This is a genomic window from Pseudooceanicola nitratireducens (assembly GCF_900109195.1).
Taxonomy (GTDB): domain Bacteria; phylum Pseudomonadota; class Alphaproteobacteria; order Rhodobacterales; family Rhodobacteraceae; genus Pseudooceanicola; species Pseudooceanicola nitratireducens.
Window position 1 is genome coordinate 611,676 of the sequence record NZ_FNZG01000003.1, and the last position, 16,384, is coordinate 628,059.

Consider the following 16,384-nt stretch of genomic DNA (forward strand, 5'->3'; position numbering starts at 1 on the left):
GTTGCGCCCCCATTCACGTTGGCGAAGGGGTACAATCTTGCGGCCGGAATGGCAAAGCCCGACCCGTCACAAAACGGGTCAAAAACGGCGCGTTCAGCGGGGAAATCGCGGGATCAGTTCGACGACAGCCGGGTGTGACGGCGGTAGAAGTGGTGCACGCCGATGCTGGCGGTGCGGGCGAACTTGCGCGACCACGACGGGGCCACGGCCCTTGTGTGGTAGTAGGTTGCGCCATCTGTCAGCGGACGGGCCGCGCCCTTGGTCATGATCGCCGCGATCTTGGACACCGTGGCATAGGCCCCCTTTTCGGAAATCACCTCGGGGTGGCCATCGCAGGTATAGGTGAACTGGCAGGCGTACTTGCGCCCGGTGCCCTGGTTCACGACGCCACAGATGGAATTCGGGAACGACGGGCTGTCGACGCGGTTCAGGATGACCTCGGCCACGGCGAACTGACCCTTGATGCTTTCACCGCGGGCTTCGAAATACAGCGCCTCGGCAAGGCAGGCGGCCTGTGCGCCAAGCGCCGGCTTGGACTGTTTCGCCAGAAAGGCGCGGGAGTATTCGATCTTGGGGTTCTTGCGGGCCTTGGGACGGGTGTCGCGCAGCGCGTCGATATCGAGAAGCGACGCCAGCTTGTCCGAGCCCACGGCGTTCAGGCCCGAACGCTCTGCTGTGGCGATGTCTCCGACAGTTCCTTCGGCCCAAGCGGCCCCGGCGCACATCAGTGCGAGCCCAAAAATCAATCCACGCATGACAATCATCAACACGGTTCCGGTGAACCGTCGCCCCTAAATCCTTGATCCGGGGGTCCGCCTAACCGAAAAAATCGCTGCGGTCTACCCTGCGGCACCCGCGCGAAATGGACGCAGAACGGGCAATCCGGCACGACCCCGCAGCAGGCTTTTGATTTATCTGCGATTTACACTTAAGGGCGAATGGCCTCTTTCACCGCCAATTGAGCGGCAGCCAGCCGAGCGACCGGAACCCGGTAGGGTGAACAGCTGACATAATCGAACCCGGCCTGCCGACAGAAGGCGATTGATTCGGGGTTGCCGCCGTGTTCGCCACAGATGGAAAGCACAAGATCCTTTCGCGCCTCGCGGCCCCGGTTGGCACCGATCTGCAACAGCTCTCCCACTCCGTCGGAATCGAGGATGTGGAAGGGATCTTCGGGGTAAACCCCCTGCTGCACATAGGTCTTCATGAACCGCCCCGCGTCATCGCGCGACAGGCCATAGGTCATCTGCGTCAGGTCGTTCGTACCGAACGACAGAAACGCGGTATGTGGCGCGATCTCACCGGCGCGCAGGGCCGCGCGCGGGGTTTCGACCATGACGCCCAGCCGGAAATCGAAGCTCTGCCCCGAGGCCGAGCGGACCAGCGCCGCCATCGCCTCGACCCGGGTTTTCACCAGCTCGACCTCGCGCTTGGCGGATACCAGCGGGATCATGATCTCGGGCACGACCTGCGCACCGTCGCGGCTCGCCTCGAGCACCGCCTCAAAGATGGCGCGGGCCTGCATGTCGTAGATCTCGGGCATGGTGATGCCCAGGCGCACGCCGCGCAGACCCAGCATCGGATTGTGTTCGGCCATTTCCTCGATCCGGCGGGTCACGTCCGACAGCGGACGGTCCAGCGCCTCGGCCAGGGACCGGATGCCGTCGCGGTCCGTGGGCAGGAATTCGTGCAGTGGCGGGTCAAGCAGACGGATGCACACCGGCTTGCCCTGCATGATGCGGAACAATTCGACAAAGTCGGCGCGCTGCATCGGCAGCAGCTGTTCCAGCGCGGCCTTCCGGTCATCGGCCTGCGCGGCAAAGATCATCTCGCGCATCACGGTCAGGCGGCCGGGATCAAAGAACATATGTTCCGTCCGGCAAAGTCCGATGCCCTGCGCGTCGAAACGTCGTGCAATTTCAGCATCCGCGGGGGTATCGGCATTGGCCCGCACGCCTATGTCGCGGAACTGGTCGGCCCAGGCCATCAGCTGTTGAAAGGCCTCGTCCAGCGCTGCTTCGTGCAATGGGGCCGATCCCAGAATGACCGATCCGTTCGTGCCATCCACGGTGATCTCGTCGCCCTCTTTCAGCACCCGGCCGTCGGCCATGGTCACCGTCTTGCGCTTGAGGTTCACCCGCAGGTCCGAGGCCCCGACGACGCAAGGCAGGCCGATGCCCCGCGCGATCACCGCCGCATGGCTGGTGATCCCGCCCCTTTCGGTCAGCACCGCGACCGAGGCATGCATGCCACGAATATCCTCGGGCGTGGTTTCGCGCCGGATCAGGATGCAGCTTTCATCGCGGGACGCAGCCGTCTGCGCCGCAGCCGAGGAGAACACGATCTTCCCCGCCGCCGCCCCGGGAGAGGCGGCAATGCCCCGGGTGATCACCTCGGTCCGGGCTTCGGGATCGACCTGGCGGTGCAGCATCTCGGTCACGGCGCGCGGCTCGACCCTCAGGATCGCCTCGGCCGGGGGGATGACCCCGTCATTGGCCAGCGCCACGGCGATCCGCACGGCGGCGCGGGGGGTGCGCCGGATGCGCACGCCGTCCAGCACATGCACCTGACCGTTTTCGATGGTGAATTCGGTCTGCATCTCTTCGCGCAGCCGAATGCGCATTTGCCGCGTGTAATCAATCAGTTCCGCAAAAGCCTCGGGGGCCAGATCCTCAAGCGACGGGCCCCGGGGGTCGCGCGCCAGATAGATCGAACCGCCGTCCTTGCGCAGCGCATCGCGGCCCTGGCTTTGGCTTAGATAGCGGCCGGTGATCTTGGGCCGCCCGGTGGACGAGCTGACCAGCTGGATCACGCCCGACCCGCATTCGCCCTTGCCCAGACCATAAGCCATTTCCTGGACGATCAGCCCCAGCCCCGCATCCGCCGGCGCGCCCTTGGCCTGGCGCAGCAGGCGGGCGGTGGTGCCTTCCCAGGCACGCGACATGGACCGCAGCACACCTGCCAGCTGAACGGCGGGATCCTGGGGAAAGGCTTCTTCGGTCTCTTCTTCATAGGCCGACAACACCTGGTGCAGCCCTTCGCGCCCCTCAAGGATCAGGCCGTCGAACATGTCGGGATCCAGTCGGGCCACGTTGATCGAATAGCCCTGCACAAAGCGGATATAGATCGCCGTCGCCGCATCCTGGCCGATCCGATCACACAGATCGACGAACAGCGCATCGTTCATGCCGACGTTCAGCACCGCGCCCGGCCCGCCCCAATCGGGATCCTCAGACGAGGGGCGCACGCACAGCAGCGGCTGCGGCCCGAAGGGCTCCAACAGGGCGGTCATGTCGGGCATCTGCCCCGAGGCAATGCCATGCACCGTATCAAACGACAGCGCCACGGTGCGCGGCACCGGAAGATCCATGCGCACAAGGCGCTGAAGGCACTTGGCCCGCCCGCCATGGCTGGCCACGGCGATCGGGGCCGTGGGCGTGATCAGCTCGGGGCGGGAATTGGCGTCGGACCGGGACTTGGGGCGATTTATGTCGTGCTGCACTGCGGCAATCCTTCTGATCGCTGCAGAATACGCCGCTTGGCCCATGGGGCAAGGAAAAAGCCCCGGCCCTGCGCGTTGAAACGCATGGTCACCCGGGGCAGCCGTCCGATCTGCTCCTGACCCGCGCCAAAAAGAAAGGGGGCCAAAGCCCCCCTTCCCCTAAGATATTCAGATCGCTCAGCCTTCCAGCTTGGTCAGATCGGCGACTTTGAGGCAGGTTTCGCGGATCGTGTGCAGCAGGTTCAGACGGTTGCGGCGCACGACCTGGTTGTCGGAATTGACCTGGACGGCCGTGAAGAAGGCGTCGATCGGGGCGCGCAGGGCGGCCAGGGCCTCCATCGCGGCGTTGAAATCCTCGGCCTCGATGGCGGCGTCGATCTGCGGCTTGGCGGCGGTCAGCGCGTTGAACAGCGCGGTTTCGCTGGCGTCCTCGGCGAACTTGGGATCCGCGCCGAATTCATAGGACACGCCATCCTTTTCCTCGGCCTGGGCCAGGATGTTGTTGGCGCGCTTGAAGCCCTGCACCAGGTTCTCGCCATCCTCGGTCGCCAGCACGCTCCCCAGGGCCTGCGCGCGCTTGACCAGAAGCGACAGATCATCCGCGCCGGGCATCGCCAGACAGGCGTCGATCACATCGTGCCGCAGCCCTTCGTCGCGCAGGTAAACCTTGAGCCGGTCATGGAAAAACGCCAGCAGGTCGTCCGAAAGGTCGGGCTTGTGCGCGGTGATCTTCTCGACCCAGGCGGGTTTGTTTTCGACCTGATCCAGGACCGACCGGAAGGCCGCGCCGATGACACCGTGATCGGCGACCTTCTGCAGCAGCTCGTCCAGCAGGGCGCGGTCGCTGGTGCCATCGGGATTGATCCGGTGACGCAGGATCTGCGCATCGAACAGACGGTCCAGGCGCAGACGCAGATTGTTGTTCAGAACCAGGCGGATCACCCCAAGCGCGGCACGGCGCAGCGCAAAGGGGTCCTTCGATCCCGTCGGCTTTTCGTCGATCGACCAGAAGCCTGTCAGCAGGTCGATCTTGTCGGCCAGCGCCACGGCGACAGACACCGGGGCCGAGGGCACGTCGTCCGACGGGCCAAGCGGCGAATAATGCTCTTGCGCGGCGGCGGCGACCTCGTCGGGGAAGCCCGCGGCCTGAGCGTAATAGCGACCCATAAGCCCCTGAAGTTCGGGGAATTCATAGACCATTTCCGACGACAGATCGGCCTTGGCCACCCGCGCGGCCTGTTCGGCCAGCGCCGCATCCGCACCGACCATGGGCGCGATTTCCCGCGCCAGCGCGGCGATGCGGTCGATGCGTTCGCCCTGGCTGCCCAGCTGGTTGTGGAAGGTCACGTTGTTCAGGCTGTCCTGCCATTCGCCCATGCCCGCCTTGGCGACGCGCTGGTCGTTTTCCCAGAAGAACCGCGCATCCGACAGACGCGCCGCCAGCACCTTCTGGTTGCCCGCCAGGATCGTCGCGCCATTGTCGCGGGTTTCGCGGTTGGCCACGGTGATGAACTTCTCGATCCGGCCCGTCTTGGGATTGCGGACCGAGAAGAACTTCTGGTGTTCCTTCATCGAGGTCTGCAGCACCTCGGGCGGCAGGCCCAGGAATTCCGCGCCGATGTCGCCCATCAGGACGACCGGCCATTCGACCAGGCCCGAGACCTCGGCCAGAAGGCCCTTGTCCTCGACAACCTCAAGGCCGGCGGCGAACGCCATGTTGGTGGCGTCCTGCCAGATGTGATCGGCGCGCTCCTGCGCGTCCAGCACCACATGGGCGCGCTTCAGCTTGGCGGCGTAATCTTCGAACCCGGTGACGGTAAAGCGATCCGGCGCGTGGAACCGATGCCCCGCCGTCCGGTCACCCGAGGCGATGCCGTCAATGTTCAAAGGCACCACTTCGGCGCCGGCTTCTGTCGTCAGAACGCAGACGATCGAATGCAGCGGCCTTACCCATTTCAGACTACCGGCACCCCAACGCATGGATTTGGGCCAGGGGAAATTGCGAATAACCGATGTCAGCACCTCGGCGACGATCTCGGCCGCCGGGCGACCGGCCTTCTCGATCACGGCGACATAGACCTGGCCCTTCTTGTCGTCCTGAACCTTCAGATCCTCGCGCGCGACGCCGGCCCCGCGCAGGAAGCCTTCAATCGCCTTTTCCGGCGCATCGACGCGCGGGCCTTTACGTTCCTCACGCAGCGTCGGAGAGGCATCGAGCAGCCCGTCCACGGCCAAAGCCAGCCGGCGCGGCGTGTGGAAGGCGGCGGCCCCGGCATAGGTCAGACCGGCCTCGACCAGACCGTCCGTCATCCGCGCCTTGAGGTCCTGCGCGGCGCGCGCCTGCATCCGGGCGGGGATTTCTTCAGAGAAGAGTTCGATCAGAAGGTCGGGCATATCATCGCTTTCGACGTGTCGTTCTATCAGGTCAGCCGCGGCAACGGCAATTGCAGATCCGGCCGATTGGGCCGGGTCAGTTCAGTCACATTCAGTTTTCGGAGGGCGGCGGGGGGCAGCCCTCGGGGGCGGGACGGCCATCGAAAACGACCTTTCCGCAATGGTTGATCTGGTGCCAGACATAACCGCGCCCATCCGGGAATATCGCGGCCACGCGGTCGACACCATAGACATAGTTCTTAACCGACAGCACGGCGCGAGCCCGGCCATCTTCAAGCGCCGCCCCGATTTCATCTGCGTCATAGCAGTCGAACCAGCCCGGAGCTTCCAGCGGTTCGGCATCGGGATAGGGCTGATAGCTGTCCAGCGCCGCGCCGGTCACGTCGGTGGTGAAACAGGCGCGATAGCGGATCGGCGAGGAATAGGCGTCGATGGCCTGGAAATCGGCATAGGTCACCAGATCCTCGGCCCCGGTGAGGTCGGTCAGGATCACGTCCTCTCCGGTCGGCACGATGGTCTCGTAATAGCCGTAGACCTGCAGGTAATACAGCAGACCGCCGCCGCCGACGGCACAGATCACGATCAGGGCGGCCAGGAACTTGCCCATCAGGCGGTGACCTCACCGGCCACCCAGCCACCGGCATCCGTCTGCACGAAGGCATCGGCGCATTTCTTCGCAAGCGCCCGCACCCGGCCGATATAGGCCTGGCGTTCGGTGACGGAAATCACGCCGCGCGCGTCCAGCAGGTTGAACAGATGGCTGGCCTTGATGCACTGGTCATAGGCGGGATGCGCCATGACGATGCGCTTGCCGGTCTTGGGATCGTCGTGGGCCTGCGCCAGGATCGCCTCGCATTCGGCCTCGGCCTCTTCGAAGTGCTTCAACAGCACCTCCGTGTTGGCGACGTCAAAGTTCCAGCGGGAATATTCCTGTTCGGTCTGGCGGAAGACATCGCCATAGCTCAGCGCAATCGGCGCCTGCGGATCGTTGAAAGGCATGTCCATCACGTGATCCACGCCCAGCACATACATCGCCAGACGTTCCAGACCATAGGTCAGCTCGCCCGAGACGGGGTGGCAGTCGTGGCCGCCGACCTGCTGGAAATAGGTGAACTGCGACACTTCCATGCCGTCGCACCAGACTTCCCAGCCCAGGCCCCAGGCGCCAAGCGTCGGGCTTTCCCAGTCATCCTCGACAAAGCGGATGTCGTGCATCTCCATGTCGATGCCGATCGCGGCCAGCGAACCAAGATACAGGTCCTGCAGGTCCGGCGGCGAGGGTTTGATCAGCACCTGGTACTGATAATAATGCTGCAGACGGTTCGGGTTCTCGCCATAGCGGCCATCGGTCGGACGGCGCGAGGGCTGAACGTAGGCCGCCGCCCAGGGCTTCGACCCGAGAGAGCGCAGCGTCGTTGCGGGGTGGAACGTCCCGGCCCCCACTTCCATGTCATAGGGCTGCATGATCGCGCAGCCTTTCGAGGCCCAATAGGCCTGAAGTCTCAGGATGATCTCCTGGAAGGAACGGGGCGTGTCTGTCGTCTGGGCCATGTCGCGTCCTTTGTCCGGTCGGCGGCCCTGTCCTACGAGCGCGCCGCACCGGGGTCAATCTGACGATGCGGTCAATCTGGCGATAACGCATTATTTGGGTGCATGACCCCGTGTTTTTGATAAAAGTCGCCCGGAGGAAAAGACAAGAACACTGGGCAGAGGCGTTTTTATGGTCCGTTTCATTTCGCGCGTGGCATGCGCATTGGTACTTTTGACACATGTGCAGGTCACGGATCTACGCGCGCAGGACGCGGAAACCGTCTGGGTCCAGATCGAGGCGCAGCCCTCTCTGGCCCTGGCCGAGGATGCGATCCGCGGCTATGCCGACCGGCTTCAGGACGTGAACGGTTTTTCGCTTGGCGGCGGCTGGTACGGTATCGCGCTTGGCCCCTATTCGCGGGAAGATGCAGGCCGCGTGCTGCAGGTCCTGCGGTCGGAAGGCGCGATCCCGCGCGACAGCTATATCGCCCAGCCCTCGGCCTTCCGTCAGCAGTTCTGGCCCCGTGGTGGCGATGCGCTGAACACGCCCGCCGTGACTGGCCCGCAGGGTCAGCAGGTGGCCGAAGAGGCGCAGACCGAGGAACTGGCCGAGGCCTTGGCGGAACAGCTGGCCGAGGATCAGCCCACGGCCGAACCCGCCCCGCAGCCGCAACAGCAGGTGCAGGACCAGGTTCAGCCCGTCGTCACCCCTGCCCCCCAGCCCGCCCCCGAACCCGAGGAAACCCCGGCCGAGGCACGCCGCAGCGAATCCCTGCTGACCCGGGAAGAACGGATGCAGCTTCAGGTCGCGCTGAAATGGGCCGGTTTCTACGACAGCGCCATCGACGGTGCCTTTGGCCGCGGCACGCGCGGCTCCATGGCAGGCTGGCAGTCGCAGAACGGCTATGAGGCCACCGGCGTCTTGACCACCCGCCAGCGCGCGGCCCTGCTGCGCCAGTACAACGCCATCCTGGAAGGGCTGGACCTGCAGATGGTCACCGACCAGACCGCCGGCATCCAGATGGTCCTGCCCATGGGGGCCGTGGCCTTCGACCGCTATGAAGCCCCCTTTGCCCATTACGAACCGACCGGCGACATCGACGCCCGCGTCGTGCTGATTTCCCAGGAAGGCGACCAGAAGACGCTGTTTGGCCTGTATGACATCCTGCAGACGCTGGAAATCATCCCGACCGACGGCCCCCGCGAACGTCGCAGCGACGGCTTCACCATCGTTGGTGAAAACGCCCGCATCGTGTCCCATACCGAGGTGACGCTGCAGAACGGCCGCATCAAGGGCTGGGTGCTGGTCTGGCCCTCGGGGGACGAGGAACGCCGCACCCGCCTTCTTGGCGAGATGCAGAAAAGCTTTGAGCGCGTGGTCGGTCAGGTCATGCCAAGCGCCATGGGCGCCGACGACGCACAAAGCATCGACCTGCTTTCGGGTCTTGAGATCCGCAAGCCGGTGATGTCGCGCTCGGGCTTCTACGTCAGCGACACGGGCCATGCCCTGACGACCCTGGAGGCGGTGGCGCAATGCGGCCGCATCACCCTGGACAACAAGGTCGACGCCGAGGTTCTGGCCCAGGATGAGACCACCGGCATTGCCCTTCTGAAACCGGTCGACCGTGTCGCCCCCCTGGGCGTGGCACGGTTCGCCACCACCGCCCCGCGCCTGCAGGGCGAAGTCGCCGCCGCCGGCTATCCCTACGAGGGCCGCCTGTCCGCACCGACGCTGAACTTTGGCCGCGTCGAAGAGCTTCAGGGCCTTTCGGGCGAGACCTGGGTGGAACGTCTGTCGATCTCGTCGCTCTCCGGTGACGCCGGTGGCCCGGTGATCGACCAGTCCGGGTCGGTGATCGGCATGCTGCGCCCGGCCAGCGCCGATGGCCGCCAGCTGCCCCCCGGTGTCAGCTTTGCCGTCGACAGCAGCGTGCTGGTCGACCTGCTGGGCAAGGCCGGGCTGTCGGCCCTGGCCGGCAACCCCGATGCAAGCCTGGCCCCGGAGGACGTGAACCGCGTCGGCATGAACGTCACCGCGCTGGTGTCCTGCTGGGAATGATCCTTTTGGCCACGGCAGACCAGCGGTGATTGCAAACCACTTCGAAACGGCCCAGGCGGCCGTTTCGTGCTTTTGGGGCCTTCCCCGCCCCTGACCGTCCGAAGCGGAGCCCGGCATGACCCTGCCTCTTTACCTTCTGGCCGCCCTGGCCGAGATCGCCGGCTGCTTTGCAGTCTGGGCCTGGTGGCGTCAGGACCAATCCGCGCTGTGGCTGATCCCCGGCCTTGCCTGCCTGATGGCCTTTGCCTGGATCTTGTCGCTTAGCCCTGCGGATGCGGCGGGACGCGCCTTTGCGGCCTATGGCGGGGTCTATATCGCGACCTCGCTGGCCTGGCTCTGGCTGGTCGAGGGGCAGCGCCCCGACAGCTGGGATTTGACCGGCGCGGCGCTTTGTCTGTGCGGGGCGGGTCTGATCCTATGGGGCCCGCGCGCGGGCTGACCCAGCCCCCGGATCCGGGGACTTATCCGCCCGCCTTGCCCGCCTTCTGCGCCAGAAGGATCGTTGCCAGCCCGCACAGCGGATCCTGGCGTACGAAATCCACCACGCTCAGCCCATGGGCCAGCAGGATCGCGCGATAGTCGGTCTCGCTTAAACTGGCGTGAAAGACCTCATCCTCGCCCACGTGCCCCCAGGCTTCGCCCGGAATATGGCCCACGGTCAGCATCAGCCAGCCGCCGGGCTTCAGATGGGCGGCGATGCGCGGCAGCAGCGCGCGCTGCTCGGCCTCGGTCAGATGGAAGAAGGAATGCCAGCCCAGGATGCCGTCGAAGCTCTGCCCCAGGTTCAGACGGCGCATGTCCCCCTGCAGCCAGCGGCCCTGCGGAAGCTCTTGTTCCGCGATGGCCAGAAGACGGTCCGAGAAATCCAGCCCGGTGACCCGCAGCCCGCGATCCAGAAGCGCCGCCGCATTGGGCAACCCGCAGCCGCAGCCCAGGTCCAGCACCTCTCCGCCCGGGGGCAGTGCTTCGGCGAACCGTGAAATCCAGCCCCGCTCCATCACGCTGCCGCGCCTGCGATCGGCGAAATAACCCGCGTTGCGGTTATAGATAGCCTGGTGATCCGGCGGCGCGCGGCGCATCACGCCCGCCAGAACTGGACCGTCAGGATGGCGTAGACCACCATCAGCTCCAACCGGCCGCAGAGCATGCCGACGGCCAGCAGCCATTTCGCGGTGTCGTTCAGAGGGCCAAAGTTGCCCGCCGGGCCGATGATGTCCCCCAGCCCCGGGCCGATGTTGGCAATCGCCGTCGCCGCGCCCGAAATCGAGGTTGTGAAATCCAGCCCCGTCAGCGCCAGCGCCACGGCCAGAAGCCCGACCGAAACCACAAAAAACACGAAGAAGGACATGACCGATCCCATGACGTCCTGCGAAATCGGCCGCCCGTCGAACTTGGGCGAAAACCGCCCGTGCGGCAGGTGGATGCGTTTGATCTGCGTGCGGATGGCCGCAAACAGGATCTGGTAGCGGAAGATCTTGACCGAACAGGCCGTCGATCCCGCGCAGCCCCCGACCAGGCCCACGAAGAAGAAGATCGTTATCACGAAGGGGCCCCAGCCCATGTAATCGACGCTGGCAAAGCCGGTGCCCGACATGATCGAGATGATGTTGAACAGCGCCTCGCGCAGCGATTGTTCCCAGTGGTTGGGGAAGATGTGCAGCAGCGACAGGAAGGTCACGCCGACAAAGGCCCCGATCGTATAGATGAAGGCGCGCACCTGGCTGTCGGTGAAGATCGCCCGCCGGTTGCCGTTCAGCAGCTGCACGTAGCGCACGAAGGGCAGCGCCGCGAGGACCATGTAGACCGAGGCCGCATATTCCATCGGCCCCGCGAAGGCCCCGAAGGATGCATCCCGCGTCGAAAACCCGCCGGTCGAAATCGTCGTCAGCGCATGCACCGAGGCGTCGAAAGGATCCATGCCCAGGAACAGGTAGGTCAGCGCGCAGGCCACCGTCAGCGCCACGTAAACGACCGAGATCTGCGCCGCGATCGTCGTGGCGCGCGGCAGGATCTTGCCCATGGTTTCAAAGGCTTCCGACCGGAAGACCTGCATCCCGCCGACCCGAAGTTCCGGCAGGAAAACCATGGCCACGACGATGATGCCGATGCCGCCCAGCCATTGCAGGATACCCCGCCACAGCAGGATCCCGCGCGGCATCGTATCAAGGCCGGAAAACACGGTGGATCCGGTGGTGGTCATGCCTGACATCGCCTCGAAAAAGGCGTCTGTGAAGCTGGCGTTGGTATCCCCCAGCATGAAGGGCAGCGCACCGAACATCGGCAGCGTCGCCCAGACGCCCGTGGTCAGCAGGAAGGTCTGCTGCAGGGTCAGCCCCTCTTCGTTGCCGTTCTGGCACGACAGCGCGGTCAGCCCGCCGATGGCAAAGGTCAGGATCGCGCTTTCGGCAAAGGCAGGCCAGTGGCCACGCCCTTCCGCGATGTCGACGGCCAGGGGCAGCAGCATGGTCAGGCCAAGACAGGCGACCAGAAGGCCGATCACATAGCCGATCGGGCGAAGGTCGATAAAGCTGCGATGGCGGCGCGGGGGGGAAAGGGCAGTCACGTCAGATCACCTTGTCGCCCGGGGACCGGGCTGGAAACGGCGGGTCGGATGTCGGGTCGCACAAGCGGCCCCTTGGCCCCCGACACTGGGCCCGAAGGCCGGCCAAAGGCAAGCCTGGAATGCGGGGCCGGGCCAGATGGCCCACCCCAAGGGCGCACCCCAAGGCCGATCCCGCTGGCGGCGATCCATAGGGGGTTCGGCCGGGAATGTCAGGCGGTTTCTTTCGCCGTGTCCGGCGCGCCCTGCGGCAGGCGGATGTCCAGCCCGCCGATCTCGGCCAGCAGGGTCAGCACCCGGTCCAGACCGGCACCCGTCTTGAGGTTGGTGAAAACGAAGGGCCGCGCGCCGCGCTGCACGCTTGCGTCCCGCTCCATCACGCCCAGATCGGACCCGACGTAGGGCGCCAGGTCCATCTTGTTGATCACAAGGATGTCCGACCGGGTGATCGCCGGCCCGCCCTTGCGCGGGATCTCTTCCCCGGCGGCGACGTCGATGACATAGATCGTCATGTCCACCAGTTCCGGAGAGAAGGTCGCAGACAGGTTGTCGCCCCCCGATTCCACCAGGATCAGGTCCAGGTCGTCGAAGGTGGCGTTCAGATCGGCGATGGCCGCCAGGTTGATCGAAGCATCCTCGCGGATCGCCGTATGGGGGCAACCGCCTGTTTCCACGCCGCGAATCCGGTCCGAGGGCAGCGCCTGCATCCGCGTCAGCGCATCCGCATCCTCGCGCGTGTAGATGTCGTTGGTGACGACGGCCATCGACAGCTGATCGCGCAGGGCGCGGCACAGGGCGGCGGTCAGCGTCGTCTTGCCGGCCCCGACCGGGCCACCAAGACCAACACGCAGCGGACCATGGGGAGAGTTCATGGGATGTCCTTTCCTCAGCTCTGGAACAGGCGGGTGACAAGGGTTTCGTGCCGCATGGAGGCGATGTCCACGGCAAAAGCGGCGCTGCCGATCTGATCGACCTCGCCCGGCTGCGCCCGGGTGGCGACCTGCGCGATCAGCGGCGACAGCGCATGGGTGATGCGCTGGCCATCGGTCTGACCAAGCGGCACCAGCCGCACGGCGGCGGACACCAGATTGGCCACGAAGGCCTGCACGAAGAGCGTCAGGCACAGCGGCAACGGCAGGTTCAGCGCCCGCGCGGCACGCCCGAAGGCCACCGGATAGGGCGCATCCGCCATGTCGATCCCGTACAGCGCCCGCACCGCCCCGGCAAAGGCTGCGCCCATGCGGTCGGCCTCCAACAGACGCTCGGCCGAGGGGGCAAGCGCGCGGGCCAGCTCGGCCAGGTCTTCGTCAGGGGCATCGCGGTCGGGCGCATGCCAGGCGGCGGCCAGAAGGATGGCATCGGCCTGCCCTGCCCCGTGTTGCAGCGCATCCTCGATCCAGTCGCGCGTGGACGCGGCGTCGCGGATCTGATCGCTGGCCACCGCGGTCTCAAGCCCGTGGGAATAGGAAAACGCACCGACCGGAAAGGCCGGGGACAACCATTGATGCAGGATCAACGCCGGATCAGTGACAGCAGTGTCAGAGGTCATCCTTCACCCCGTCCTCATCGCCGTCGCCATCGCCGTCGCCGTGGTCATGGTCGTGATCGTGGTCATGATCATGCGAATGCCCGTGTCCGACATGCACATGCACGTGGCTGTGGTCGTGGCCGTGGGTCCGGCCCAGCCCATAGGCCCCGCCCTCGGGACGGAAGGGCGCGATGACATCCGCCACATCCGCGCCAAGACGGTGCAGCATGTCGGCCATGACCTTGTCCTGCCGGATCAGCAGGCGGTCGGGTTCGATCTGACAGGGGGTGTGACGGTTGCCGATATGCCAGGCCAGGCGCACCAGGTCGCGGCCAGTGACGGCGATCAGCGCCTCATCCGCGGCGCGGACTTCGATCAGCACAGGTGTGCCAGTATCACTAGAGGCATCATCAGAGGGATCGCCAGAGATCACGAAACAATCGCCATGTTCCAGCGACAGTGTTTCGGAAAGGTCGACAAGGAACCGAAGCCCATCGTCGGTCAGCAGGCTTTTGCGGCGCAAAAAGCGTGCTTCGTAATCCAGGGTGACCGTATCCCGGGCCACCTGCCCTGCCAGCGCATCGGCGCGCAGGACCTTGTGTGCAACGGGCGGGCGGCTCATGCCGCCACGCCCCGCAGCTGTGTCTTAAGCGATCTCAGACGTAGAAGAGATCGCGGAAGACGTAGGCCGGAATGCCGTCGCGGGTGATGCCCAGCTTGGCCAGTTCGGCGTCGGATTTTGCGTTCAGCGCAGCAACTTGGTCGGCACGCGAGCGGCGTTCCATGTAGGCGGTCATGCCACGGCCGAAGGCCTGGAAGAAGTTGTAGAAACCGCCACGGATGCCGGCGTCTGCGATGTGAGTCGTTACGTTTGCCATTGGAAACCTCGATCAATTTGTGTTCCGGTTTCCTCCCTTGCTCTGAAGTTAGGTCAGTACTGGCGACCAAACCAGAACCAATCCGGCAAGGCCGCCATGCAATTGCTGCAACGCGGCGAGGATTTGGCGAAATTTTGTGATCACAAGCCATGGTCAGAACATGAAATAGCGTTGCGCCATCGGCAGGACCTTGGCCGGTTCGCAGGTCAGCAGCTCTCCGTCGGCGCGGACTTCGTAGGTTTCGGGGTTCACCTCGATATGCGGCAGGGCGTCGTTCAGCTTCAGATCCCGCTTGCCGATATTACGGGTGTTCAGCACCGCAACGGTTTCCTTGGCCAGGCCGAATTTGTCGCGCACACCTTCCGCCTGGGCGGCGGCCGAGACGAAAGTGACGGCCGAGTTTTCCACCGCGCGCCCATAGGCCCCGAACATCGGACGGGTATAGACCGGCTGCGGCGTCGGGATCGAGGCATTGGGATCGCCCATCTGCGCCGCCACGATCATGCCGCCGATCAGCACGATTTCCGGCTTCACCCCAAAGAAGGCAGGCGACCAGAAGACCAGGTCCGCGCGTTTGCCTTCCTCGATCGAGCCGATCTGATGCGACAGGCCGTGGGCGATGGCGGGGTTGATCGTGTACTTGGCCACATAGCGTTTGACGCGGGCATTGTCGTTGTCGCCCGTTTCCTCGGCCAGGCGGCCGCGCTGTTTCTTCATCTTGTCGGCGGTCTGCCAGGTGCGGATGATCACCTCTCCCACGCGGCCCATGGCCTGGCTGTCGGACGCGATGATCGAAAACGCCCCCATGTCGTGCAGAATGTCTTCTGCCGCAATGGTTTCGCGGCGGATGCGCGATTCAGCAAAGGCGACGTCTTCGGGGATCGACTTGTCCAGGTGATGGCAGACCATCAGCATATCCAGGTGTTCGTCGATCGTGTTGACGGTGAAGGGCCGCGTCGGGTTGGTCGAGGACGGCAGCACGTGTTCTTCGCCACAGATGCGGATGATGTCAGGCGCATGACCGCCCCCCGCCCCTTCGGTGTGGAAGGCGTGGATGGTCCGGCCCTTCATCGCCTTCACCGTATTCTCGACAAAGCCGGATTCGTTCAGCGTGTCGGTGTGGATCATCACCTGCACGTCATAATCATCCGCGACCGACAGACAGCAATCGATGGCCGCCGGAGTGGTGCCCCAGTCCTCGTGCAGCTTCATCGCGCAGGCACCGGCCTTGATCTGTTCTTCAAGCGCTGCGGGAAGCGAGGCATTGCCCTTGCCCGCGAAGGCCAGGTTCATCGCGAACCCATCCGCCGCCTGCAGCATCCGCCCGATGTGCCAGGGCCCCGGCGTACAGGTGGTGGCCAGCGTGCCATGGGCCGGGCCCGTGCCGCCGCCCAGCATGGTGGTCAGGCCGGAATGCAGCGCGTCTTCAATCTGTTGCGGGCAGATGAAATGGATGTGGCTGTCGAACCCGCCAGCGGTCAGGATCTTGCCCTCGCCCGCGATCGCCTCGGTTCCCGGACCAACGATGATGTCGACGCCGGGCTGGGTATCGGGGTTGCCGGCCTTGCCAATCTTGTGGATCCGGCCGTCTTTCAATCCGACGTCGGCCTTGTAGATGCCGGTGTAGTCAAGGATCAGCGCATTTGTGATCACAGTGTCCACAGCGCCGTCCGCACGGGTGGTCTGGGCCTGGCCCATGCCGTCACGGATCACCTTGCCGCCACCGAACTTCACCTCTTCTCCATAGGTGGTCAGGTCACGCTCGACCTCGATGATCAGGTCGGTATCGGCCAGCCGGACACGGTCGCCGGTGGTGGGGCCGAACATCGCCGCATAATCGGCACGGGGGATCCGGGTCGCCATCAGCAGGACTCCTTGATTTGTCGCCCAAAGGCGTTTTTGTCTTGTAAGTTGAATTGGTTGAGGACAGCCG

General features: G+C 65.0%; 14 protein-coding genes. 2 read left to right on the plus strand and 12 right to left on the minus strand.

What is annotated here, in order from left to right; genetic code table 11:
* Positions 1-113 precede the first annotated feature (113 nt).
* The 5 genes from BMX99_RS13570 to BMX99_RS13590 form a co-directional block, all read right to left on the minus strand.
* A complete protein-coding gene (locus tag BMX99_RS13570) occupies positions 114-755 on the minus strand; it encodes a cell wall hydrolase (protein ID WP_244525531.1) in 642 nt (213 codons plus the stop codon).
* A 173-nt stretch (positions 756-928) separates the two neighbouring features.
* The gene (locus BMX99_RS13575; RefSeq protein ID WP_093452766.1) at positions 929-3,547 is read right to left on the minus strand and encodes a putative PEP-binding protein; all 2,619 of its coding nucleotides are present in this window, start codon (positions 3,545-3,547) and stop codon (positions 929-931) included.
* Positions 3,548-3,679: 132 nt separating this feature from the next.
* A complete protein-coding gene (gene glyS, locus BMX99_RS13580; protein WP_093452769.1) occupies positions 3,680-5,896 on the minus strand; it encodes a glycine--tRNA ligase subunit beta in 2,217 nt (738 codons plus the stop codon).
* 91 nt (positions 5,897-5,987) lie between these two features.
* Entirely contained in the window at positions 5,988-6,503 is a 516-nt protein-coding gene (locus BMX99_RS13585) for a DUF6446 family protein (RefSeq protein ID WP_093452772.1), read from the minus strand.
* Positions 6,503-7,447 (minus strand): glycine--tRNA ligase subunit alpha, encoded by a 945-nt coding sequence (locus BMX99_RS13590; RefSeq protein WP_093452775.1) that lies wholly within the window; start codon positions 7,445-7,447, stop codon positions 6,503-6,505. The genes BMX99_RS13585 and BMX99_RS13590 overlap by 1 nt, the downstream gene beginning before the upstream one ends.
* A 169-nt stretch (positions 7,448-7,616) precedes the next feature.
* On the opposite strand from BMX99_RS13590, the gene BMX99_RS13595 reads away from it, so the two are divergent.
* Together BMX99_RS13595 and BMX99_RS13600 are read left to right on the plus strand one after the other, a co-directional pair.
* Entirely contained in the window at positions 7,617-9,485 is a 1,869-nt protein-coding gene (locus tag BMX99_RS13595; protein WP_093452778.1) for a trypsin-like peptidase domain-containing protein, read from the plus strand.
* 115 nt (positions 9,486-9,600) lie between these two features.
* The gene (locus tag BMX99_RS13600; protein ID WP_093452781.1) at positions 9,601-9,924 is read left to right on the plus strand and encodes a YnfA family protein; all 324 of its coding nucleotides are present in this window, start codon (positions 9,601-9,603) and stop codon (positions 9,922-9,924) included.
* A 22-nt stretch (positions 9,925-9,946) separates the two neighbouring features.
* Here the strand turns inward: BMX99_RS13600 and BMX99_RS13605 are convergent, their stop codons facing one another.
* The 7 genes from BMX99_RS13605 to ureC all read right to left on the minus strand — a co-directional run bounded on the left by BMX99_RS13605 (position 9,947) and on the right by ureC (position 16,314).
* A complete protein-coding gene (locus tag BMX99_RS13605) occupies positions 9,947-10,564 on the minus strand; it encodes a class I SAM-dependent methyltransferase (RefSeq protein ID WP_093452784.1) in 618 nt (205 codons plus the stop codon).
* On the minus strand, positions 10,564-12,048 hold the full coding sequence (locus tag BMX99_RS13610) for a TrkH family potassium uptake protein (RefSeq protein WP_244525529.1): 1,485 nt from the start codon (positions 12,046-12,048) through the stop codon (positions 10,564-10,566). The genes BMX99_RS13605 and BMX99_RS13610 overlap by 1 nt, the downstream gene beginning before the upstream one ends.
* 209 nt (positions 12,049-12,257) lie before the next feature.
* Positions 12,258-12,917 carry an urease accessory protein UreG gene (gene ureG / locus BMX99_RS13615; RefSeq protein WP_093452787.1) on the minus strand — a complete coding sequence of 220 codons (660 nt, stop codon included), beginning with the start codon at positions 12,915-12,917 and terminating at the stop codon, positions 12,258-12,260.
* A gap of 14 nt (positions 12,918-12,931) precedes the next feature.
* Positions 12,932-13,594, minus strand: a complete 663-nt coding sequence (locus BMX99_RS13620) for an urease accessory protein UreF (protein WP_093452790.1) — start codon at positions 13,592-13,594, stop codon at positions 12,932-12,934.
* Positions 13,584-14,195 carry an urease accessory protein UreE gene (locus BMX99_RS13625; protein ID WP_093452793.1) on the minus strand — a complete coding sequence of 204 codons (612 nt, stop codon included), beginning with the start codon at positions 14,193-14,195 and terminating at the stop codon, positions 13,584-13,586. Before BMX99_RS13625 ends, BMX99_RS13620 begins: the two co-directional genes overlap by 11 nt.
* A gap of 34 nt (positions 14,196-14,229) precedes the next feature.
* Positions 14,230-14,451 (minus strand): DUF1127 domain-containing protein, encoded by a 222-nt coding sequence (locus BMX99_RS13630; RefSeq protein WP_093452796.1) that lies wholly within the window; start codon positions 14,449-14,451, stop codon positions 14,230-14,232.
* A 153-nt stretch (positions 14,452-14,604) separates the two neighbouring features.
* Entirely contained in the window at positions 14,605-16,314 is a 1,710-nt protein-coding gene (gene ureC / locus BMX99_RS13635) for an urease subunit alpha (protein WP_093452799.1), read from the minus strand.
* Positions 16,315-16,384 lie beyond the last annotated feature (70 nt).